Annotated in this window: 13 protein-coding genes and 1 tRNA gene; 12 read left to right on the top strand and 2 right to left on the bottom strand. The window is 37.7% G+C overall.

Annotation, left to right across the window (positions count from 1 at the left end):
* Nucleotides 1–50: 50 nt before the first annotated feature.
* The 8 genes from kbl (at nt 51) to C8N37_RS13280 (ending at nt 14,044) form a co-directional block, all read left to right on the top strand.
* Complete coding sequence (gene kbl / locus C8N37_RS13315; RefSeq protein ID WP_108159339.1) at nt 51–1,241, top strand: glycine C-acetyltransferase; 1,191 nt, start codon at nt 51–53, stop codon at nt 1,239–1,241.
* A 78-nt stretch (nt 1,242–1,319) separates the two neighbouring features.
* The gene (gene typA, locus C8N37_RS13310) at nt 1,320–3,119 is read left to right on the top strand and encodes a translational GTPase TypA (protein WP_045754744.1); all 1,800 of its coding nucleotides are present in this window, start codon (nt 1,320–1,322) and stop codon (nt 3,117–3,119) included.
* 376 nt (nt 3,120–3,495) lie between these two features.
* The gene (locus C8N37_RS13305) at nt 3,496–5,100 is read left to right on the top strand and encodes a M20/M25/M40 family metallo-hydrolase (RefSeq protein ID WP_108159488.1); all 1,605 of its coding nucleotides are present in this window, start codon (nt 3,496–3,498) and stop codon (nt 5,098–5,100) included.
* Nucleotides 5,101–5,231: 131 nt separating this feature from the next.
* Nucleotides 5,232–8,033 carry an excinuclease ABC subunit UvrA gene (gene uvrA, locus C8N37_RS13300; RefSeq protein WP_108159338.1) on the top strand — a complete coding sequence of 934 codons (2,802 nt, stop codon included), beginning with the start codon at nt 5,232–5,234 and terminating at the stop codon, nt 8,031–8,033.
* 55 nt (nt 8,034–8,088) lie between these two features.
* Nucleotides 8,089–9,708: an alkaline phosphatase PafA gene (pafA, locus tag C8N37_RS13295; RefSeq protein ID WP_244914424.1), complete on the top strand. Its 1,620-nt coding sequence runs from the start codon at nt 8,089–8,091 to the stop codon at nt 9,706–9,708.
* 166 nt (nt 9,709–9,874) lie between these two features.
* On the top strand, nt 9,875–10,324 hold the full coding sequence (locus C8N37_RS13290; RefSeq protein ID WP_108159336.1) for an RrF2 family transcriptional regulator: 450 nt from the start codon (nt 9,875–9,877) through the stop codon (nt 10,322–10,324).
* Between the two features lie 143 nt (nt 10,325–10,467).
* On the top strand, nt 10,468–13,251 hold the full coding sequence (locus C8N37_RS13285) for a TonB-dependent receptor (protein WP_108159335.1): 2,784 nt from the start codon (nt 10,468–10,470) through the stop codon (nt 13,249–13,251).
* A 1-nt stretch (nt 13,252) separates the two neighbouring features.
* A complete protein-coding gene (locus tag C8N37_RS13280) occupies nt 13,253–14,044 on the top strand; it encodes a GLPGLI family protein (RefSeq protein ID WP_108159334.1) in 792 nt (263 codons plus the stop codon).
* Between the two features lie 37 nt (nt 14,045–14,081).
* Here C8N37_RS13280 and metG read toward each other — a convergent pair whose 3' ends face one another.
* A complete protein-coding gene (gene metG, locus C8N37_RS13275) occupies nt 14,082–16,151 on the bottom strand; it encodes a methionine--tRNA ligase (protein WP_108159333.1) in 2,070 nt (689 codons plus the stop codon).
* 99 nt (nt 16,152–16,250) lie between these two features.
* Here metG and C8N37_RS13270 point away from each other — a divergent pair, with 99 nt between their 5' ends.
* The gene (locus C8N37_RS13270; protein ID WP_108159332.1) at nt 16,251–17,156 is read left to right on the top strand and encodes a S66 peptidase family protein; all 906 of its coding nucleotides are present in this window, start codon (nt 16,251–16,253) and stop codon (nt 17,154–17,156) included.
* Nucleotides 17,157–17,161: 5 nt separating this feature from the next.
* Nucleotides 17,162–17,569, top strand: coding sequence for a DoxX family protein (locus C8N37_RS13265; RefSeq protein WP_045754674.1), 408 nt, complete (start codon nt 17,162–17,164; stop codon nt 17,567–17,569).
* A 234-nt stretch (nt 17,570–17,803) separates the two neighbouring features.
* On the opposite strand, the gene C8N37_RS13260 is transcribed toward C8N37_RS13265, so the two are convergent.
* Nucleotides 17,804–20,314 carry a family 20 glycosylhydrolase gene (locus C8N37_RS13260; protein ID WP_108159331.1) on the bottom strand — a complete coding sequence of 837 codons (2,511 nt, stop codon included), beginning with the start codon at nt 20,312–20,314 and terminating at the stop codon, nt 17,804–17,806.
* Between the two features lie 126 nt (nt 20,315–20,440).
* Here C8N37_RS13260 and C8N37_RS13255 point away from each other — a divergent pair.
* Both C8N37_RS13255 and C8N37_RS13250 read left to right on the top strand, forming a co-directional pair.
* Nucleotides 20,441–20,512: transfer RNA gene (locus C8N37_RS13255), tRNA-Glu, on the top strand.
* 332 nt (nt 20,513–20,844) lie between these two features.
* Nucleotides 20,845–22,815 (top strand): beta-N-acetylhexosaminidase family protein, encoded by a 1,971-nt coding sequence (locus tag C8N37_RS13250; protein ID WP_211322255.1) that lies wholly within the window; start codon nt 20,845–20,847, stop codon nt 22,813–22,815.
* The last annotated feature ends 229 nt before the right edge of the window (nt 22,816–23,044 follow it).

Genomic DNA, 23,044 nt, shown 5'->3' with positions numbered 1-23,044 from the left:
GAGTAAATCCTCTTATAAAATCTTATAATTGTATAAAATTTTGAATTATTATGTATAAAACTCTTCAACCTGCATTGCAGAAAGAATTAGCAGCTATCAAAGAAGCTGGTTTGTATAAAGAAGAACGCGTAATCACTACGCCTCAAGGTGCTGATATTAAAGTAAGCACTGGTGAAGATGTCATCAATTTTTGTGCAAATAACTATTTAGGATTATCATCACATCCGAAAGTGACAGAAGCAGCAAAAAAAGCAATTGATTCACATGGATATGGAATGTCATCAGTACGTTTTATTTGTGGAACACAGGATATTCACAAAGAGTTGGAAGCAAAAATTTCTAAATTTTTAGGAACAGAAGATACTATTTTATATGCCGCTGCATTTGATGCCAATGGCGGAGTATTCGAACCTTTATTAGGTGCAGAAGATGCGATCATTTCAGATGAATTAAATCATGCATCTATTATCGATGGTGTCCGTTTGTGTAAAGCACAACGTTTCCGTTATAAAAACGCGGATATGGCAGATTTAGAAGCTCAGTTACAAGCGGCTTCTGGCGCGCGTCACCGTATTATCGTTACAGACGGAGCATTCTCTATGGACGGTTCGGTAGCACCATTAGATCAGATCTGTGATCTAGCAGATAAATATGAAGCATTAGTGATGATCGATGAGTCACACTGTACAGGTTTTATTGGTAAAACTGGACGTGGTACACATGAATTATATCATGTAATTGATCGCGTTGATATCATTACTGGAACATTAGGTAAAGCATTAGGTGGTGCATCTGGTGGTTTTACTTCTGGCCGTAAAGAAATCATTGATATGTTGCGTCAGCGTTCTCGTCCCTATTTATTTTCTAATACATTAGCGCCAGCAATCGCAGGAGCTTCTGTGGCGGTATTGGATATGTTGAGTGAGACAACAGATTTACGTGATAAACTCGAGTCAAATACGGTTTATTTCCGCGAAAAGATGACAGCAGCAGGCTTTGATATCAAGTCTGGATTCCATCCTATTGTGCCTGTAATGTTGTATGATGCTAAATTGGCTCAAGAATTTGCAACAAGAATGCTGGCTGAAGGAATCTATGTAATTGGGTTCTATTACCCAGTGGTTCCACAAGGAAAAGCGCGCATTCGTGTCCAAATTTCAGCAGGTCATGAGCTCAGTCATTTGGATAAAGCAATAGCTGCATTCACGAAAGTTGGAAAAGATTTAGGTGTAATCAAATAAAATACACATAGTTATATGAATTTATGGTGCAAAATACTTATCTTTGCACCCTGAATTTAAAACAAATTTACTTGCTGGATGCAAAATATTAGAAATATAGCGATTATCGCTCACGTCGATCACGGTAAAACTACGTTGGTAGACAAAATCTTACACTTCACAAATCTTTTTAGAGATAATGATGGTACAGGTGATTTAATTCTAGATAACAATGATCTAGAGCGTGAACGCGGTATTACGATCGTTGCTAAAAACGTTTCTGTTCAATACAAAGGTGTAAAAATCAACGTTATTGATACTCCTGGTCACGCCGATTTCGGTGGTGAGGTTGAGCGTGTCTTGAAAATGGCTGATGGTGTTGTGTTATTGGTAGATGCTTTTGAAGGCCCTATGCCTCAAACGCGTTTCGTTACACAAAAAGCTTTAGCATTGGGTTTGAAGCCTTTAGTTGTTGTAAACAAAGTTGATAAAGAAAACTGTCGTCCTGAAGAAGTATATGAAAATGTATTTGATTTATTCTTTAGCTTAGATGCTACTGAAGAGCAATTGGCATTTCCAGTATTATACGGTTCTTCTAAAAATGGTTGGATGTCAACAGATTGGAAAGAGCCAAAAGAAGATGTCTCTGAATTATTAGATGCGATCATCTCTCATTTCCCACCATCTCCTTTTTATGAAGGAACATTACAAATGCAAATCACATCTTTAGATTACTCTACTTTCGTAGGTCGTATTGCTATTGGTCGTGTTGCACGTGGAACAATCAAAGAAAATCAACCTATTTCACTGATGAAACGCGATGGTAAAATCGTGAAATCTCGTGTGAAAGAGTTACATACATTTGAAGGATTAGGTCGTCGTCGTGTTACTGAGGTTGCTTGTGGTGATATCTGTGCTGTAGTTGGTATCGAAGGTTTTGATATCGGTGATACAATTGCTGATTTTGAAAACCCAGAGCAATTAGAGGTTATCCATATCGATGAGCCTACAATGAACATGTTGTTCACGATTAATAACTCTCCTTTCTTTGGTAAAGAAGGTAAATTAGTTACTTCTCGTCACATCCATGATCGTTTACAAAAAGAATTAGAGAAAAACTTAGCATTACGCGTAGTTCCTACTGATTCTCCTGATGCTTGGTTAGTATATGGCCGTGGTATTCTCCATTTATCTGTATTGATCGAAACAATGCGTCGCGAAGGTTACGAATTGCAAGTAGGTCAACCACAAGTTATCTTGAAAGAAATTGACGGTAAGAAATGTGAGCCAATTGAAGTATTGGTCGTTGATGTTCCTGCTGAAGTTTCTGGTAAAGTAATTGAATTGGTAACACAACGTAAAGGTGAGTTATTGATTATGGAGACTAAAGGTGAAATGCAACACTTAGAGTTCGAGATCCCTTCTCGTGGTATCATCGGTTTACGTAACAACGTATTGACTGCTACTGCTGGTGAAGCTGTTATGGCGCACCGTTTGAAAGGTTACGAGCCTTGGAAAGGTACAATCCCTGGACGTCAACATGGTGTATTGATCTCTTTAGATAAAGGTACTACAACAGCTTACTCTATCGATAAATTACAAGATCGTGGTAAATTCTTCGTTGATCCAGGAGTAGATATCTACGAAGGACAAATCTTAGGAGAGCATATCCGTGATAATGATTTAACAATCAATATCGTTAAAGCGAAACAATTGACTAATATGCGTGCATCTGGTACAGATGATAACACTCGTATTGCACCAGCGATTAAATTCTCTTTAGAAGAATCAATGGAGTATATCCAAGGTGACGAGTATATCGAGGTTACTCCTCAATCTATCCGTTTACGTAAGATTTACTTAACTGAAGGTGAACGTAAAGTGAACAAAAAATTCTAATATCTTATTAGAATCTACATATTAGAAAGCCTCCGATTTATCGGAGGCTTTTTTTATGATTTTTTTCAGCTCAACAATCTGCTTGCGCTTTAATCATCATGATTACAAGCATGATGGTCTTTTTTTTAAGCAATAAATTAATCCGCCTGTCTGCTCGAATGATGTTGTAAAGATGATCTTTTATGATCACCTTTTTTCTCCTGAAATATGGAGATTATGCTAAATACGTTTCGTCGTTGTTTCAAAATCTTGGAGAATTGATGATGTTGGTATAGTTAGTCTTTTTGTAATAATATGAATGGAAACTAGCTATTGTCAATATAAATTTCGATTTTTATTGAGCCGTATTAAAAAAAAACCTCAACAATATATTTTTATGAAAAGAACTAATTTCACGTATATTTTATCAAAAGGCATCTTAGGTTGTGCCTTAGTATTAAGCTTTGCATTGGTAGAAAATGGATTTGCTCAAGGCCGTTTTCAGCAAGAAAATCAGGTTTTAGAGCCTATTGTACAAAAAATTGTTGCCGAAGCCAATGATCATTCGCAATTAGAATCACTTGCTTTTGAATTGTTGGATGTGGTGGGGCCGCGATTAGTGGGTACTCCGGGTATGACCCGTGCTAATGAATGGGCATTAGCAAAATTTGAAAGTTGGGGGATCTCTGCTAAGAATCAGAAGTTTGGAGAATGGAAGGGATGGGAACGTGGTATTTCACACATTGATATGGTAACGCCAAGAGTGAAGTCATTAGCTGGTACACAGTTGGCATGGAGTCCTAGTACAAAGGGAAAAACGGTACAAGCGGAGGTAATTGCTCTACCAGATGTCAAGGATTCTATATCTTTCAAAAATTGGTTGCCTGGTGTTAAAGGGAAATTTGTGATGATTTCAATGCCCCAACCTACAGGTCGTCCAGATCATAATTGGGCTGAGTTTGGCACAAAGGAATCTATTGAAAAGATGAACAGATCTCGAGATTCTTTAACTGTATTGTGGAACAATCGTATTCAAGCTTCTGGTGTATCAGCTAATTCTATCCCTTCCCTATTAGAAGAGGCAGGGGCAGTAGGAATATTGACGAGTAATTGGTCAAAAGAATTTGGAGCTAACAAAATATTTGGAGCAAGATCCTATAAAGTTCCTTCTTTGGATATCTCATTAGAAGATTATGGTATGTTATACCGTCTTGCTGAAAAGGGAATTAAGCCTAAGATCAGTGTTGAAACTGCTTCAAAAGATTTGGGGAATGTACCATCATTTAATACGATTGCTGAAATTAAAGGAACTGAGTTTCCTAATGAATATGTGATCCTTTCCGCACATCTTGATTCTTGGGAGGGAGGTTCTGGTGCAACAGATAATGGAACCGGAACTATCGCTATGATGGAAGTTGCACGTATTTTGAAAAAAATCTTACCGAATCCTAAGCGTACTATTTTAATCGGTTTATGGGGAAGTGAAGAGCAAGGATTGAATGGTTCTCGTTCATTTGTATTGGATAATCCTGAAATTGTAGAAAATACGCAGGCAGTTTTCAATTTGGATAATGGTACTGGTCGTGTAGAGCGAATCAATGGTTCTGGTTTTGTGCACGCCTATGACTTTATTTCGCGTTGGATGGCAGCTGTACCAAATGCGGTTACAAAAGATATTAAAACTGAATTTCCTGGATCTCCAGGCGGAGGTGGATCTGATCACTCTTCATTTGTAGCTGCAGGAGTTCCTGCATTTATGTTGAGCTCTTTGTCTTGGGGTTATTTCAGTAATACTTGGCATACCAACTTAGATACCTATGATAAGCTCGTGTTTGACGATTTGAAATATAATGTTATCCTGACTGCTGTGATGACTTATAAAGCCTCAGAGGAGCCTCAATTGGTGAATCGGGAACAACGTGTACTTCCTGTGGGACGTGACGGTAAACCGGGCGTATGGCCTCCTATCAGGCAGCCAAGAAGAACTGGAGTTGGCTACTAAATAGTCCAATTATTAAGAATTTGTAAAATATTGGGCTTTTCTTAGTTCAGGTTATTAATAAGGATTTTTAAATCCTTATTTTTGTTTTTATCTGTATGTCAGATTGAAACAAATTAGATTGGAATTTATAAATGGCGAAGACACAGGATAATAGTCCGAAAAATTATATTCAAATAAAAGGGGCAAAAGTCAATAATTTAAAGAATATTGATGTCGATATCCCAAAAAATAAGTTGGTTGTTATAACAGGTATGTCAGGCTCGGGAAAATCTTCTTTAGCTTTTGATACTTTGTATGCCGAGGGACAGCGTCGTTATGTTGAGAGTTTATCGTCTTATGCCCGACAGTTTATGGGAAGGATGAACAAACCTGAGGTAGACTACATCAAGGGTATTGCTCCAGCGATTGCAATCGAACAACGGGTGATTACCAGCAATCCACGTTCTACCGTAGGTACCTCGACAGAGATTTACGATTATCTGAAACTATTATATGCACGTATCGGGAAAACGTATTCTCCAGTATCTGGAGAACTGGTGACCAAAGATACGGTTTCGAGTATTGTTGATTTTGCTACTTCATTAGAAGAGGGTACCTCCATTACAATTTATGCACCCTTAATACCAAGCAATGATCGCAAATTGAAAGAAGAGCTCTCTTTATTATTGCAAAAAGGTTTTGTGAGAATCAAGTATCAAGGCGAATTGCAGAAAATAGAAAGTGTTATCGATAATAAAAAGGTCGAAAATAAAGGGATTAAAGAAGGGGAGATCGAGATTGTTACAGACCGTGTTCGCATCGAATCGGATGATGATACGTTAAACCGTCTTTCAGATTCCATCCAGACTGCTTTATTTGAAGGAAAAGGCAATTGTTCAATTGATGTAGAGGGTGAATTGCATCATTTTTCCGATCGGTTTGAATTGGATGGTATTTTATTTGAAGAACCGACAGCGAATTTCTTTAGTTTCAATAATCCATATGGAGCGTGCCGTCGTTGTGAAGGTTATGGTAAGGTCATTGGTATTGATCCAGATCTGGTTATCCCGGACAAAAGCCGATCCGTATACGATGGAGCGATCGCACCTTGGAGAGGTGAGAAGATGGGAGAATGGTTACAAGCATTGATCAAAGTTTCTTTAAAATTTGATTTCCCGATCCATCGTTCCTATTCCGATTTAACAGCAGCACAAAAGAAAATTCTTTGGACAGGAAATAAATATTTTGCGGGTTTAAATCAATTTTTCAAGGAACTCGAAGAGCAGACCTATAAAATACAATATCGCGTCATGTTATCACGCTATCGTGGTAAGACAGACTGTCCCGAGTGCCATGGTTCACGTCTCCGTCATGATGCTACTTATGTTAAAGTTGGCGATCAGTCCATTACGGATATCGTTTTGATGCCCTTGGATAAAGCTTTGGAATTCTTTCAAAGATTAGAGCTTAAAGGAAATGACCTTTTGATTGCTAAACGATTATTATCAGAAATTGAAAGCCGATTACAGTTTTTATGTGATGTAGGTCTGAGTTATCTAACGCTCAACCGTCTTTCTAATTCCCTTTCTGGGGGTGAATCTCAACGGATCAACTTAGCCACTTCTTTAGGAAGTTCATTAGTCGGCTCGATCTATGTATTGGATGAGCCAAGTATTGGTTTACATCCACGCGATACGCAAAGGCTTATAGGGGTATTGAAATCGCTACGTGACATTGGAAATACCGTGATTGTGGTAGAGCATGAGCAAGAAATGATGGAAGCCGCCGATTATTTGATTGATATCGGTCCGGAAGCAGGAGTGAATGGTGGAGAATTGGTTTTTGCAGGGCATTATAACGAGATCCTTAAAGATAAAAGAAGTTTAACAGGAAAGTATCTCAGCGGTCAAGAAAGTATCATTATTCCTGCAAAAAGAAGGCCTTGGAATAATGCTATTATCGTTAAAGGGGCACATGAAAATAATCTGCAAGGCATCGATGTTACTTTTCCATTGAACAATTTTACAGTCGTTACTGGCGTTTCGGGTTCTGGAAAGACATCTTTAGTAAAAAGAATCTTGTATCCGGCGCTACAGAAAGCGATCGGCAATTATTCGGGAGAGCAAACCGGTGTCTATGATGGGATTGAAGGAGATATCGATCAGGTAGAGCAAATTGAAATGGTCGATCAAAACCCCATCGGTCGTTCCTCCAGATCCAATCCGGTTACCTATGTCAAGGCATGGGATGAAGTCAGAGCGCTATATTCAAATTTACCAGCAGCTAAAGCTGAGGGCTTGAAGCCTGCGGCATTTTCATTTAATGTAGAAGGTGGTCGTTGCGATGTATGTCAAGGCGAAGGAGAGGTGAAGATCGAGATGCAGTTTATGGCAGACATTGTATTGCCATGTGAGGCTTGTGATGGAAAACGTTTTAAACAACATGTACTTGATGTTCAATATAAAAGTAAATCTGTTTCGGATATTTTAGCTTTAAGTGTGGATGAGGCTATTGTATTCTTCTCCGATCAGCCTAAAATCTTATCTAAACTTCAACCCCTACAAGATGTTGGTCTTGGCTATGTGAAATTGGGACAATCTTCCAGTACGTTATCCGGAGGAGAGGCACAGCGAATCAAATTAGCGTCGTTTTTGATAAAAGGAAATAATAGTAAAAAGACATTATTCATTTTCGATGAGCCAACAACTGGTCTTCATTTCCATGATATCAAAAAATTATTGAAATCATTTGAGGCATTGATTAATCTGGGTAACAGCATCTTGGTCATAGAGCATAATATGGATATGATTAAATCCGCAGATTGGGTTATTGATATCGGACCCGAAGGTGGTGATAAAGGAGGTAAATTAGTTTTTGCAGGACTACCAGAAGACTTGGTGAAGTGTAAAGATTCTTATACAGGGCAATATTTAGAGACACATTTAACAAATTAATTTTACATTTATAGCCTAAACAGAACAGAAAGACATGATTAAAAAAATGTTAGTAATGATGTGCGTAGGGTTGAGTAGTCTGACAACCTTTGCACAGTCGCCAGAACGTCCTAAATTAGTCGTTGGTCTTATGGTTGACCAAATGCGTTGGGATTATTTGTATCGATTTGCTGAACGTTACGGCGAAGGTGGTTTCAAAAGATTGTTGAATGAAGGATTTTCTTGTGAGAACACATTGATTAACTATATTCCTACTTACACTGCAATTGGGCATAGTTCGGTCTACACGGGGTCAGTACCGGCTATTCACGGTATCGCTGGTAATGATTGGATTATGGAGCAGACGGGCAAACCGATGTATTGTACTCAAGATGACAATGTCATTGGTGTTGGTACTATGGAGGCCGAAGGAAAACAATCGCCTCGTAATCTTCTTGCTTCTACAATCACTGATCAATTGAAATTAGCAACCAATTTTCAATCTAAAGTGATTGGAATTGCGATCAAAGATCGTGGTGGTATCTTGCCTGCAGGTCATTTTGCTGACGCTGCTTATTGGTTTGAGTCCAAATCTGGTAATTGGATTACCAGTAATTTTTACATGGACAAATTGCCAAAGTGGGTAGAAGATTTTAATAAGAAAAAACTAGCTGAAAAATATTTAAAACAAGATTGGAAACCTTCTTATCCGTTATCAACCTATACTTCAAGTATTGCAGATGATAATATTTATGAAGGAAAATTTGCTGGTGAAGCAAGTCCAACATTACCAAGGGCGACATCCAAATTGATGGAGACTGAAGGTTATGAATTGATCAAAACGACGCCTATGGGCAATACGTTGACCTTAGATTTAGCTAAAGCAGCGATTGAACATGAAAAATTGGGTAATAATCCTACCAAGAACACAGATTTTCTTTGTGTCAGCTTATCTGCAACTGATTACGTGGGGCACCGCTATTCGCTTTCTTCTGTCGAGATTGAAGATATTTATTTAAAACTGGATCATGAGTTGGCTGATCTTTTCAATTATTTGGATAAGACAGTTGGTGCGGGCAATTATACGTTCTTCTTAACAGCGGATCATGCTGCATCTTATAATTCACGTTATTTTATGGATATGAAGGGAAATGGTGGATATTTCCCAAGCAGACAAATAATTACGGCATTGAATGAAAATCTGAAAGCTAAATTTGGTCAAGAAAAATTGGTTAAAAGTTTAATGAATTACCAAGTTCATTTGGACAACGAAAAAATTGAAACTTTAAAACTTGATGAAGAAGCGATCAAAACTGATATCATTAAGTACTTAAAGAAACAAGATGGTGTTGCATTTGTATTTGACATGTCAAAAGGAGATGCATTGCAGGCACCACTAGCCATTCGTGAAAAAGCTATAAATGGATACAATATAAAACGGAGTGGGGTTATTCAGATTGTGGTTGAACCACAATGGTATGATGGCACGCCACGTTCTACGGGTACTACACATGGCACTTGGTCGAGTTTTGATTCTCATATACCTTTAGTATTTATGGGTTGGGGCATCAAACATGGCGTATCTAATAAATCAGTTAACGTAACTGATATTGCACCTACATTGGCGGCACTATTACATGTCATGGAGCCCAATGGAAGTATCGGAACACCTATAGTAGAAGTGCTCGGGCAGTAGTATCACTATTAAATGCTATATTACAGGTAGAATTTGTTAGGTTTCCTCTATATAAATTTACGGATACAAGAGGAGTGGGGGGATAAAATTGTTTTATTAGCAATTTAATTAAGATTGTAAATAAAACAATTTTATCTAAGTTTGTAGATAAAATTGAATAAATAATATGCTTTCTAAAAAGACAAAATATGCCATTAAAGCCTTAATGGTTTTAGGTAGGAACTACGGTAAGGATCCGATGCAGATTGTAAAAATTGCAGAGGAAGAAAATATCCCGAAGAAATTTTTAGAGCAGATATTGTTAGAAATGCGTAATGCAGGAATTTTATATAGCAAGAAGGGTGCAGGGGGTGGATATAGTCTGAATAAAGCACCTGAGGATGTCTATTTATCCCAAGTGATGCGTCTGATTGACGGTCCTATTGCTTTATTGCCTTGTGTAAGTCTCAATTTTTATCGCTCATGTGATGAATGCACAACAGAACATGCTTGTGGTATACGGGATACTTTTGTTGAAGTCCGCAATGCGATGTTACAAATACTAAACGATACGAGTGTTGCTAGTTTAATTAATAAAGAAAAACAATTAAATCTAGATACAACTGAAGACCATTAGTTAAATAAAACATATGATAAAAAAGGTCGAATTAGTCAACTAATTCGACCTTTTTTATTTTTAACGAAAATTTAACAAAAACCATACGAGTTAATCGTATTAAAACTATATCTTTAGTTTTTAATTATTATAAACCTAACCTAATGGCCAAATTCTATTGGAGCATATTACTGATATGCTCGTTTATGATGACCAATTCAGCGCAAGCACAAACAAAAATATCGGGAGAGATTGTTGATTCTAAGGATGGTGGAAAACTCGGAAAAGCTGCTGTTGTCTTATTAAATGCTAAAGATTCTGTACTTGTTAAGTTCGTAAGAACAAATGAAAGCGGAGATTTTAGTTTTCCAAAAATAGATACTGGATCATACAGGTTCATTGTATCTTTTCCTCAATATGTTGATTTTGTAAAGGACATCCTAGTAGGTGAAGAACCTATATCTTTTGGATCTATTAAATTGTCAAAAGCGGCTTTACTGTTAGAGGAAGCACAAGTAACCGGTCGAATTCCTGTTGTTATTAAAGGAGATACGGTTGAATATGATGCGGGTAGCTTCAAAGTAGAGAAAGATGCAAAAGTGGAAGACCTTTTAAAGGTCCTTCCTGGTATGACCATTGATGCAAATGGGAAAATTACGGCAAATGGAAAAGAAGTAAAAAAAGTCTTATTGGATGGCGAAGAGTTTTTTGGTGATGATCCAACACTCATCACGAAGAATATCCGATCGGATATGGTCAGTAAAGTACAGGTATATGAAAAGAAATCTGATTTAACTGATCGTACAGGTGTCGATGATGGTGAACGAACACAGACTATTGATATTAAGCTAAAGGCAGATAGCAAAAAGGGCATGTTTGGTCAAGCTACTGTAGGAGGAGGTACCGACAAGTATTATGGTGGCAAAGTGATGGCGAATAAATTTAATGGCAATCAAAAGATCGCGGTTTTTGGAATTGCAGCCAATGATGGTATGGTTGGACTAGGCTTTGAAGATGGGCAGAAATATGGTGTGGGTGGATCAGGTAATGTCGAGATGATGGATGGCGGAGGCATTATGATTTCAGGAGGCGATGGTTCGGATGGTGGATTTGATGGTAATTATTATGGGGGAGGGATACCCAAAGCTCTTAATTTTGGGGCCAGTTATTCCGATAAAACAGCCAATGATAAGCATAAGATCAATGTTAACTACAAACGCAATCAACTTAATGTCACGAATACGAGTACTTACCTTGCACAGAATAATCTTCCTGATCAAGCACGTATTGACCATTCAAAAACGAGTTCTGATAATGAAAATCGGGTAAACGCAGCCAATCTGCGTTATGACTATAAATTAGATTCCTTGACCGATATGACTGTGAAGATGGGTTTCAATAAGTCACAGCGAGATAATTTTTCGGAAACTTTTGGCGGACAGCAAACGCTGGAAGGGGATACAATTACCCAAACCCGATCAAGAAACAGATTAAAAAGCGATCAAGAGAGGTTTAATATAGATCTTTTGCTTACCCGACGTTTTAAAAAAGAAAGAAGATCATTGACTTTGGCTCTAAATACGAATACTAATCAGAGCGATGGTAAAACAAATTATTTCTCGGAAACCTATTTTAAGGTGAAAGATAGTATTGCTACAATTGATCAATTTAAGCGTGATAAAAATAAAAATACCAACTTTGGGGCATCGATGACGTTTACCGAACCTTTGTCTAAAAGGTTAACTGCTTCTCTCGGATATTCATTCCTTAACAATACATCAGAAACCTTAAATCAATCTTTTGATCAAGACCCCGTCACTGGTGAATATACGGTATTAGATGAGCGTATCCTTAATGATTTTGATTTTACAAGTATCAAAAATGGATTGAATACTTCTCTTAATTATAAAGATAGTAAGCTGACCGTTAATTTGAGTAATCAATTGGATTATGAGGATGTGAAGCGAGCATATAATAATTTGGAAACTACACTACAACGGAATCAAACGTCTATTCGTCCGAGCTTGTCGGGCAACTATCAAATAACCAAAAGCAAGAGCGTATATTTTAGGTATTCGGGCCGAACTATACAACCTTCCCTGACTCAGATTGAGCCATTAAAACAAAACTCACAGCAATTGGTGCAGTATTTAGATAATTTCGATTTGAAGGCCGGTTTTAATAATAATTACTCTTTAGAATTTAATTCTTATAAGCAACTGAAGGATCAAAGTATCTATGTGTATTTAAATGGTTCGCAGGGGATCGATAATATATCAAGTCGAGTGACCTATTATGAAGATGGTCGCCAAGATATTCAATATGTTAATGTTGATAAACCGAGTTGGAATATATATGGTGGGACAGGATATCGATTTGTCCTGCATAAAAAATGGGGATTAAATTTGAATCTTGGGGCTAATATTGATTATTATAGTCAGTACAGCTATTTATCAATCGGTAGAACAGAGCCTCAGCTAAATCAAAATGAAAGTTTGAATCTTTCTCCTAGTATAGGACTTAATCGTTCTAAAGCCAACAAGATGGATTTCTATATATCAGTTAGTCCTGGAGTAGAAAATCTAAGTTCTTCATTACAGCCGGAATTAAGTAGAACATCTTTCAAAATGAATACGTTTGGTAGAGCAACGTATTATTTACCAAAAGATTTTAAAATATCATTGGAGGGTCGTCAAAATTATAAGAGTGCAACCCAAACCTTGGAATCGATCAATATTATCAATATGAATGGTTATATCTCTAAAAAGTTCTTTAAAGATAAATCATTAGAAGCACAACTTTTTGTCAACGATATTTTGAATAAAAATAGCGGTATCAATCGTTACCAAAGTGGAACATCCTTTATTCAGTCCAGCAATGAAGTGTTGCATCGCTATGGCATGTTAAAGGTGATTTATAATTTTACAACTATGAAAGGAGGAAAATAAGATGAGAAAATATATTGTAGTATTGCTGTTATTAGTCTGTTTTATGGCAAGCGCCTCTGCACAGTATGCCTTTTTCCCGAGCAGTGGAACGATTACATATGAGCGGAAGTTTCATTTACAAAACTACCTGAAGCGCAATTTTTTGAATAAGCCAGATTTGGGTACTTGGGATAAGATCAGTGTAGAGCAGGCGGTCAAATCGGGACCTGTGGAGATGATTACGCACCATAGCTTGAAGTTTTTCGATGAAGAAACTCTTTTTGAAACGATACAAGAAGAGTATCCTGCCAATTATCGAAATGTGTCTTGGTATAGTCCATTTATTAGTGATTCGAAAACCTATATCAACGTTAAGGAAAACAGTTTCCTCAAGTTGTTGCCTTTCGGTGATGAAGAGTTATTAATGAAAGATTCATTGCCCACCGTGAAGTGGAAATATACGGATGAGTATCGCAATATTGCAGGATATGATTGTCGCCGGGCAAATGGAATTATTCAAGATTCCATCTATGTCGTTGCATTCTTCGCTAATCAGATTCCGGTTCCGGCAGGTCCAGAACTTATCCATGGTCTACCAGGTATGATATTAGGAGTTTCTATACCTAGTATGAATATCAATATGTTTGCCACCAAAGTGGAGCTCAACAATACCCCAGTTTCCAAGGTACTGACGAAAAAAAAGAAAGTGGTAGCAGAACCGAAAGCAGCAGTGATTGCCAAATTGAAATCCTCTGTTTACGATTGGATGGAAGAGAAAGATTTTAATAAAAAGCTAAAAGCAATTTTATTTTAGACAAAGAAGGGAACGTTGACGTTCCCTTCTTTGTTTTTTATCTTATCGTACTACCCGGTTTTATGAATGATGTTGGATTGACAAAATCCAAACGACCATCTGCATCCTCTGCCATTAAGATCATCCCTTGTGAAGTGATTCCTTTGATGTCTCGAGGTTCAAGATTAACCAGTATCGATACCTGTTTACCGATGATATCTTCTGGAGAGAAGAATTCTGCGATTCCAGATACCACTGTACGTTGATCTATACCTGTATCTATTTTTATTTTCAATAACTTTTTCGTTTTGGCTACTTTCTCTGCTTCCAAGATCGTACCCACACGAATATCAAGTTTTGTAAAGTCCTCAAAAGCAATATTTGCTTTAGCTGGTTCTGTTTTGACATTTGCAGCTGCATTTGCGATTTTAGCTTCAGCCAATTTGTTTAATTGAAATTCGACTTGCTCGTCAGTTATTTTTTCAAACAATAATTGTACTTCACTCAATTGATGCCCATCGGCAATCAAATCAGCCTTACCTGCATCAGCCCAATTCACCTGAGAAAAATCAAGCATCTCGAAAAGCTTAGTCGCTGTTTTAGGAAGAAACGGTTGCGCCAATACAGCTAAATTGGCAACGATCTGAGTCGCTACATTTAATACTGTTTTTACACGCTCTTCATCATTCTTGATGACTTTCCACGGTTCCTCATCTGCCAGATATTTATTTCCTAGACGAGCCACATTCATAAATTGTGCTAATGCTTCACGGAAACGATATTGTTGGATTGAACCTGTGATTGCATCCGGGAATTTTGCCAATTCCGCAAAAACATGCTGATCCACTTCATTTAAAGGAGATCCACTTAATACTTTGCCGTCAAAATATTTATGCGATAGCACCATGACACGGTTGACAAAGTTACCAAAGATGGCAACCAGTTCATTGTTCACTCTCGCTTGGAAATCTTTCCATGTAAATTCACTATCAGATGTCTCTGGAAGAATAGACGTCAATACATAACGTAATTCATCTTGCTTTCCAGGAAATTCTTCTAAATACTCATGTAGCCATACGGCATGATTACGAGAAGTCGATAATTTATCACCTTCCAGATTTAAGAATTCGTTTGCTGGTACATTGTCAGGAAGAATATATTCACCATGAGCATGTAAGATCGCAGGAAAGATAATACAGTGGAATACGATATTGTCTTTTCCAATAAAATGGATCAAGCAAGAGTCATCTTCTGGATTTTCTTGTTTTTTCCAATAATCTTCCCAGTTTTTACCGTTGTCTATAGCCCATTGTTTTGTCGCTGAGATGTAGCCAATAGGAGCATCCAACCATACATATAGTTTTTTGCCTGCTGCTTCTTTCAGTGGGACATCTACTCCCCAGTCCAAGTCACGTGTCATAGAACGGGGTTGCAATCCTGATTTCAACCAAGATTGACACTGTCCAAAAACATTTGATTTTAAAACATCTTTTTTACCTTCTATCAACCATTTTTCTAACCAGGGTTGGTATTTGTCTAATGGCAGATACCAGTGTTTCGTTTTTCTTAATACCGGTGTTTTCCCGCTCAATGTCGATATCGGGTTTATCAAATCTGTCGGACTTAATGAAGTACCACATTTTTCACACTGATCCCCATATGCCCCTTCGGACTTACAGTTTGGACATGTACCTACGATATAGCGATCTGCTAAAAATTGATTAAAATCTTCATCATAATATTGCTCTGAGAACTTCTCGATGAATTCCCCTTTTTCATATAAATTCAAAAAGAACTCTTGAGACAACGCATGGTGGATGGGTTCGGAAGTGCGGTGATAGATATCGAACGAAATACCAAATTCCTCAAAGCTTTCTTTGATCTGAGTATTGTATTTATCAATGATTTCTTGTGGCGTGATACCTTCTTTTTTTGCACGTATGGTAATGGCAGCTCCATGTTCATCAGAACCACAGACATAAACGACGTCTTTATCGTTTAGACGTAAATAACGAACGAAAATGTCGCCAGGGATATATGCGCCGGCCAAATGGCCAATATGCAAAGGACCATTAGCATAAGGCAATGCAGATGTAATGGTGTAACGTTTTTTGGATATATTACTCAATGCTATACAGTAAATTAATTGTTAGCGAAATAAAAAAACAAAGCAAATGTTTGTTTCTTTGACAAAGATAATTCAATTTGCGGTATTAAAATAAAGATTATGACGAAAATACCTGAATTTCTTAAAGCAGGCGATAAAGTCGCAATTGTCTGTCCTGCAAGTTTTATTCGAGGAAATATAGATGTAGCTGTTAAAATATTAGAATCTTGGGGTCTGGAGGTGCTTCTGGGCAAGACTGTCACCGCGGCGTACCATCAATTTGCTGGAGATGACCGTAAAAGGGCTGAAGATCTGCAATGGGCTTTAGATGATCAATCTATCAAAGCTGTGTTTGCAGCACGCGGTGGATATGGTAGTGTGCGCATTATCGATCGGCTTGACTTTTCGCGGTTTAAAAAACAACCCAAATGGATTGTTGGGTTTAGTGATATCACGGTGCTTCACAGTCATATCCAAGGTCAATTTTCTATTCCGACCATCCATGGACAGATGCCCAAATCATTTGAAGCTGGTACTGCCGCTTCTTTGGAAACACTGAAAGCTGCTCTTTTTGGAGATGCGGTCGACTATTCATATTTACAAGAAGAGTTCCCTAATCGAGTAGGAGAGGCCGAAGGTATCCTTATTGGAGGTAACTTGGCGATTCTGTTATCGGTTTTAGCATCTAAGTCAGATGTCAATTACGATGATAAGATCTTATTTATTGAAGATGTAGGTGAGACTTTCTATAGTGTAGATCGTATGTTATGGGCGCTGAAGCGTGCTGGTAAATTTAAAAAATTGAAGGGTTTGATCGTAGGCGGTTTTTCTGGGATGAAAGATGCTGATCCCTCATTTGGACAATCTGTATCTGAAATTGTGATAGACAAAGTAAGGGAAGCAGATTTCCCTATTGCATTTGCTTATCCTGCAGGTCATATTGATGACAATCATGCATTAGTTTTTGGGAAGAAGGTCAAATTAAAGACAACAAAAAACAAGGTTTCATTAACATATATCGATTAAATATTATGGCCATATTTCAAACTTTAGGAAAATACAAAGATTTCGGTTTATTGATCATGCGTGTTGGACTGGGCGTGATGATGATTGTTCATGGATTTCCGAAGATGATGGGTGGAGTGGAGACATGGACCAAGTTAGGCGGTTCCATGGGAGTTTTAGGCATCCATTTTTTACCCGTTTTCTGGGGATTTATGGCAGCTATTGCTGAAGGAGTCGGTGGATTATTTCTATTGATAGGACTTTGGACAAGACCGACTTTACTTTTTCTCGCATTTACTATGGTTGTAGCTGCGCTTGTTCATCTTGGCAAAGGAGATGGAATTAAAGGGGCATCCCATGCGATAGAATTATGTTGTGTGTTTTTAGGGCTCTTATTTATCGGTCCAGGTAAATACTCTGTCGATAAAAAATAAAAATATCGCTCTATAAGCTGTTAATAGCGATGAACATAACAAATGCAGTATTATGAAAACGGAATAAAATTGGATAGGCATTTTGAAGTTATTCCTTTCAAAATAAAGAGACCAGAATTTTTTAACTTTCTGGTCTCTTTGTCTTACATTTAGCAATTCAGAGTTGTGTTTGGCATTATCCTGCGTAAATGACCTCCATCTTAATGCCGGGTTTTGCATCAGATCAACTCTACCTTAGTAGGTGGATACAATACCCAGACCACCGTTTTGTGTGATTGTTCTGAACTTGTAGGTTGATTTATTGTTAAGAGGAATCGCACCTTTGTATTCTTTTGATTTTAAAGTCGGCTCTGTATTATCTTCTGTATAATAAATTTTGAAACCGGGGTAATCGGTATTTGCCACCAATTTTCCATTTTCCAGTTTAACTCCAACAGCAGGAATTCGGTAATGATAGCCCTTATTTAATTTGTCCAATTTCTTCAATTCATCGTTTCCTAACTTCTGCATAAAGGCAGCATAACCTTTTTGATAAGTCTGACTGTCAAAATTTTCGCCATTCTCCCAGCTTTGTTCAGGAGCCCATCCACGATCGGCAACAGCTAATAAACGTGGAAAGATCATTTCCTCAAGACGGATATCATTATTGATTTTTTCACACCAAAGAGCAGCTTTGACACCTAAGAAATTTGCTTTACCTTTTTCAGTCAGATGCACTTTGTTTTTTGCAAAATCTTTTGGTAAATCATTTCCTGAATTGTCTTTAGCAAGGTTGATGTAGTAATTTTCCGGAGCAAAAGAGTATGTTTTATTGATGTCAACCAAGCCTACCCAGCTGTGTCCAGGTTCAGCAAAGTTATGATCCCAGGTCATATCCATATAGTTGTTATAAGCAGAAGTAAAGACAACTTTGTAGCCCGCATTTGCCAAGCGATAAGCCAAATCTTCCTGTCCACCACCAATCAGGTTGTTCCAAACATTTAAGTTGATACTATGATCTGCAAGTGCAGGATTTACATCCATTCCTGTTCCGAAATTTTTCATCCCCATTTCTTCCCAGCCCGACATAATCAAACCTTTGGAGTGGCACAATTCATTAATACGGTTGATGTAATATGGCCACACATCATGTACAGAAGAGATGTTATTTTCTTTCATAAAAGCCTCGATTTTCGGAGACTTTTCCCATGCACCAGCAGGAGTTTCATCACCACCTAGATCGATCACTTTTAAAGGTACACCTGCTTGATCATGCATTTTTTTTATCTCATCGATGACTTTACTTAAAAAATGGTATGAAGAAGGTAAGGCCGGATTTAATACATTGTCATTCCAGTTCTGTGCTGAGTTATAAATCGACTTGTCTTCTGGGTCATGTAACACATATTCTTCAGCAGCTTTTAGATCTCCAGCTTTCTTTAGCTTATGGTATCGCGCTTCCATTGATTTTATCGCAGCACGTGCATGCCCTGGAGTTTCAATTTCAGGAATCACATCAATATGTCTAGCGGCCGCATATTTCAAAATATCCATATAGTCTTGCGTGCTGAGGTATTGTTTCTCTTTAGTTGAAGCGCCGGATCCATAGGCAGGTTGTATCGCATTCCCATCTTTATAGTTGGCAGATCGTACACTCCCTATCTCAGTCAATTCAGGTAGTCCCGGTATTTCTAAACGCCAGCCTTCATCATCGATAAAATGAAAGTGAAATTTATTGAGTTTGTATTGGGCCATCGCATCCAGGATACGGAGTACCTCCGCTTTGCTATGGAAATTACGGGCGACGTCCAACATAAAACCACGGTATGGGAAACGAGGTTGATCTTTTATCTGGGCATAAGGGAAATTTAATGTTTTGTTCTTGCTGTTCCAATCTGTAGCAGGAAGTAAAGACTTTAAGGATTGCAAGCCATAGAAAACTCCTGTTGCAGTACTTGCTTTAATCTCAATTCCTTTGTTATCGATGTTCAAAGCATAAGCTTCATCAGCAAATCCTGTTTCCTTGACGATTTTAATTTGTGCTTCTCTGTTTGGAGACTTTTGACCTTTTACAGCCGTTTGTTCTTGTAGGAATTGAATGAATAATGCGGTTTCATTATTAAATTCGGGATCATTACTGATGGAAATCGTATTGGTCAGTTTGAAAGATTTTGTTCTGTCAACAGTAATTTGTTCGGGTAAGGGTAAGATATCTTGTTGTTTACCCTTTGCAAGGAGTGCATTACTGGCAAACTTCTGTTCTAAGTAAGTTCTTTGTTGTTCCTGTGTAAATGTGTTTTTTTGTGCATCATATTTTTTGATGTCCGCATAAGTCCCTTTGTCGTCATAGCTAATGTAAAGACCAATAGGACCATCCGTATAATTAATCAAGCCACCTAGTGTCGTGAAATTGATCTCGATGGTATCTTTCGGTTTTAAGGTGAGGTTGCTTTTCGCAAACTCGATCTGGAAAAGATCTCCATTACGATGAGACAATTTAAATCGGGAGTCAACAGATTTGGCATCTATTCCACGGATAAAATTAAACCATAGCGACCAATCTTTGAGCGCCAGTTGCTGGCTGTCATTATTTTGTATGATCAATTTAGAGGTTGGATTCTTTTTTAGGCTTTTTCCTGTCGGAACTTCCCAGCGCACTGAAATTTTATTTTCAATATTTGATGGTGACTGTGCAAATAGATTTGCCGTCAGCAAAGCCATTGTGGTGGACAGCCAAATGGACTTTTTATATGGTTGAATGTTCATCAATGAATAAGTTGTTTGGTTTGTTGTGTATCTAAAGATACAATTTTTAGAGAAATAAATAATTTTATCATATTTATTTTGGTAAATTAAATATACTTTCTATATTTGCACACCGAAACACAAAAAGGCCCGTTCGTCTAGGGGTTAGGACGTTAGATTTTCATTCTAGAAACAGGGGTTCGATTCCCCTACGGGCTACTAAAAAGCGACTCCAAAAGAGTCGCTTTTTTTATGCGCTGTGTTTGGTATATGTCCTTTTTTATGCTAAAGTATTTTTGTGTGATTTCTATAAATTAAAACCCTTTTTAATTCCATTTTTTCCGTCAATTAATCTTTCTCAAAAGAAGCGCTTGAATTATCTTTTCATTCTCTATCTATGGTATCGTTGTCATACTAATCAATTTTAATTTAACATGTGCTTACGGTGAGTTTGATTATGTAATAAATCACATACATGGAAGTTTTGTGGGTGAATTATATTATTTTTGGAATTTATGCTATTAATTAGCATACAAATTAAACTTAATTTAATGATGAATAAAAGAATTATATATGGTTTATTAGGGGTAGTTATTTTCAGCGGAAGTTTAAAATTGGGGCATGCTCAGCAAAAGAATTTTGAAACCACTACCGTAGCAAGCCTTCCCTCTATATTTCCCTCACCTGTGTTTATGGAGCTTCAAGGCGAGAGCTTTCTTCTTGGACAGTCCGTTACTTTAGTCGCATTACCAGAGGTTAGTGAGTATACTAAAACTGCAGTAGTAAAGATGCTGAACAAGGCAGGAGTGAAGAATGTAAATACAACCCAAAAGATTCCAAAGTCAATTCGAGGTACAGTAGTAGTTTTAGGAGAGAGCAAAAATGGAGACGGAAAAGCTCTTCTTAGCAACCACAAAGGAATTTTAGATAATCACAAAGAAGGTTACGTTATTTCTAGTGGAAAAAAAGATCAAGGATTTTTAATTTCACTAATGGGGCATGATGCGCATGGTCTATTTCATGCCACACAAAGCTTCGCACAGTTAATCACTAGCGCTTTCTTTCCATCACTATTGATTCAAGATTATCCAGCTCAGCCTATCCGCGGTTCTGTGGAAGGATTTTACGGGAAACCCTGGACTATGCTAGAGCGCGAGCAACATTTATTATTTTTATCCTCTGTTAAAGCCAATACCTACGTATATACGCCAAAAGATGATCCTTATGCTAGAGATAGATGGAGAGAACCTTATCCAGCAGACACATTATCAGAACTTGGTCGTATAGCAAAGATTGCAACCGATAATCATATCAACTTTGTTTATGCAATATCGCCTGGTCCAACGATTTGTTTTTCATGTAAAACAGATTTTGATCTGTTAAAAGACAAGGTAAATGCCTTAAGAAGCGTGGGTGTGCGTAGTTTTTATTTGGCATTAGATGATATTGAGTATCAAAAATGGAACTGTAATCAAGACTCGATCACTTTTGGGAAATCGGGCCCCGAAGCTGCCGCTGTAGCACAATCTTCCTTATTAAATAAATTGCAGAACTATATCAAGGGAGTAGATCCTGAGGCGCCAAATTTAATTATGGTTCCCACCGAGTATTATGATGCTAAAGAAACCCCGTATAAAGCCGCATTGCGTAAAAATTTAAATCAAGATATCGTTGTTCAATGGACAGGAACTGATGTCGTTCCGCCATCAATTTCAATAAATGATGCAAAAGCTGCTACTAAGGTGTTTGGAAAACCAACATTGCTCTGGGATAATTATCCTGTAAATGACTATGCAGAATCTAAAGGAAGACTTCTTTTAGCACCATATGATAGAAGGGAAGCTGGGTTATCAAAGCAGCTTGCCGGCATTTTGTCCAACCCCATGAATCAGGAAGCTGCTAGTAGAGTGGCCATAACGGGAGTGGCTGCTTTTGCCTGGAATGATCAAGATTACGATGCTTCTCGTACTTGGACATTTGCTGCTCGTCAATTAGCTGGAAATAATCCAAAAACAACTCAAGCATTATTGCTATTTTTCGATACCCAGCACTTAGCCCCAACATTTGGAACTCACCCTTGGCAAGTGCAAGCACCATCATTAAAGTTAATTCTAGATCAGTTTAGAGATGCCCTTTCTTATGGTAATAAAGAAGACCGTGCGCAGGCTATTAAAAGTCTACTAAATCATGCTCAAGAATTTAGAAATGCTCCAAATATTATTCGTTCAGGAACAATTGATAAGGGTTTTATCCGTGAGGCTGGACCTTGGTTAGATGCGATGGCAATATGGGGAGAAGCTTTAGAATCTGTTGTCCTAGGTTTGCAGGAGCTAGAGATGGGTAAAAGCAATAGTATCGGTTATTTTGAACAAGCTCAAGAGCTCGCTAAAAAGGCAGCTGTTATTCCATCAACTCCGGGCGCAACTCGCTTTGAGGGGCCAGTTAAAATTGCAGACGGAGTATTGGATGTATTTATTAAGGATGCGCCAAAATTACTTTATATAGCAAAAGTTAGTAAGTAGATGATACTTTTTGTTTAGATTGATCTAACGATAAGATTTTTCATCTGCGCATTGAAAGAACAGCTAAAGGCAATTCCTTTAGCTGTTCTTTTTTAATGAAAGGTTTGATGCTGTATAATCATATCACTGCTACCTAGGGAAGTTTACCAGAAGTGGCAATCACGACACATTCAACAGTTCATTACCAAATTACGGTTACAAAAAAATGATCTTTTGAGGGAGAACCATT

Origin of the sequence: Sphingobacterium faecium, assembly GCF_003054045.1 — a bacterium.
In the GTDB taxonomy this organism is placed as follows: domain Bacteria; phylum Bacteroidota; class Bacteroidia; order Sphingobacteriales; family Sphingobacteriaceae; genus Sphingobacterium; species Sphingobacterium faecium.
Note: the sequence above shows the minus strand (reverse complement) of the source record. Positions and strands in the feature narration are given on the sequence as shown.

Coding starts and splice junctions, on each gene's coding strand:
- C8N37_RS13305 (WP_108159488.1), top strand. CDS start 3,496: ATGAAAAGAACTAATTTCACGTATATTTTATCAAAAGGCATCTTAGGT.
- C8N37_RS13285 (WP_108159335.1), top strand. CDS start 10,468: ATGGCCAAATTCTATTGGAGCATATTACTGATATGCTCGTTTATGATG.
- typA (WP_045754744.1), top strand. CDS start 1,320: ATGCAAAATATTAGAAATATAGCGATTATCGCTCACGTCGATCACGGT.
- C8N37_RS13290 (WP_108159336.1), top strand. CDS start 9,875: ATGCTTTCTAAAAAGACAAAATATGCCATTAAAGCCTTAATGGTTTTA.
- C8N37_RS13250 (WP_211322255.1), top strand. CDS start 20,845: ATGATGAATAAAAGAATTATATATGGTTTATTAGGGGTAGTTATTTTC.
- kbl (WP_108159339.1), top strand. CDS start 51: ATGTATAAAACTCTTCAACCTGCATTGCAGAAAGAATTAGCAGCTATC.
- C8N37_RS13265 (WP_045754674.1), top strand. CDS start 17,162: ATGGCCATATTTCAAACTTTAGGAAAATACAAAGATTTCGGTTTATTG.
- C8N37_RS13280 (WP_108159334.1), top strand. CDS start 13,253: ATGAGAAAATATATTGTAGTATTGCTGTTATTAGTCTGTTTTATGGCA.
- C8N37_RS13260 (WP_108159331.1), bottom strand. CDS start 20,314: ATGAACATTCAACCATATAAAAAGTCCATTTGGCTGTCCACCACAATG.
- pafA (WP_244914424.1), top strand. CDS start 8,089: ATGATGTGCGTAGGGTTGAGTAGTCTGACAACCTTTGCACAGTCGCCA.
- C8N37_RS13270 (WP_108159332.1), top strand. CDS start 16,251: ATGACGAAAATACCTGAATTTCTTAAAGCAGGCGATAAAGTCGCAATT.
- uvrA (WP_108159338.1), top strand. CDS start 5,232: ATGGCGAAGACACAGGATAATAGTCCGAAAAATTATATTCAAATAAAA.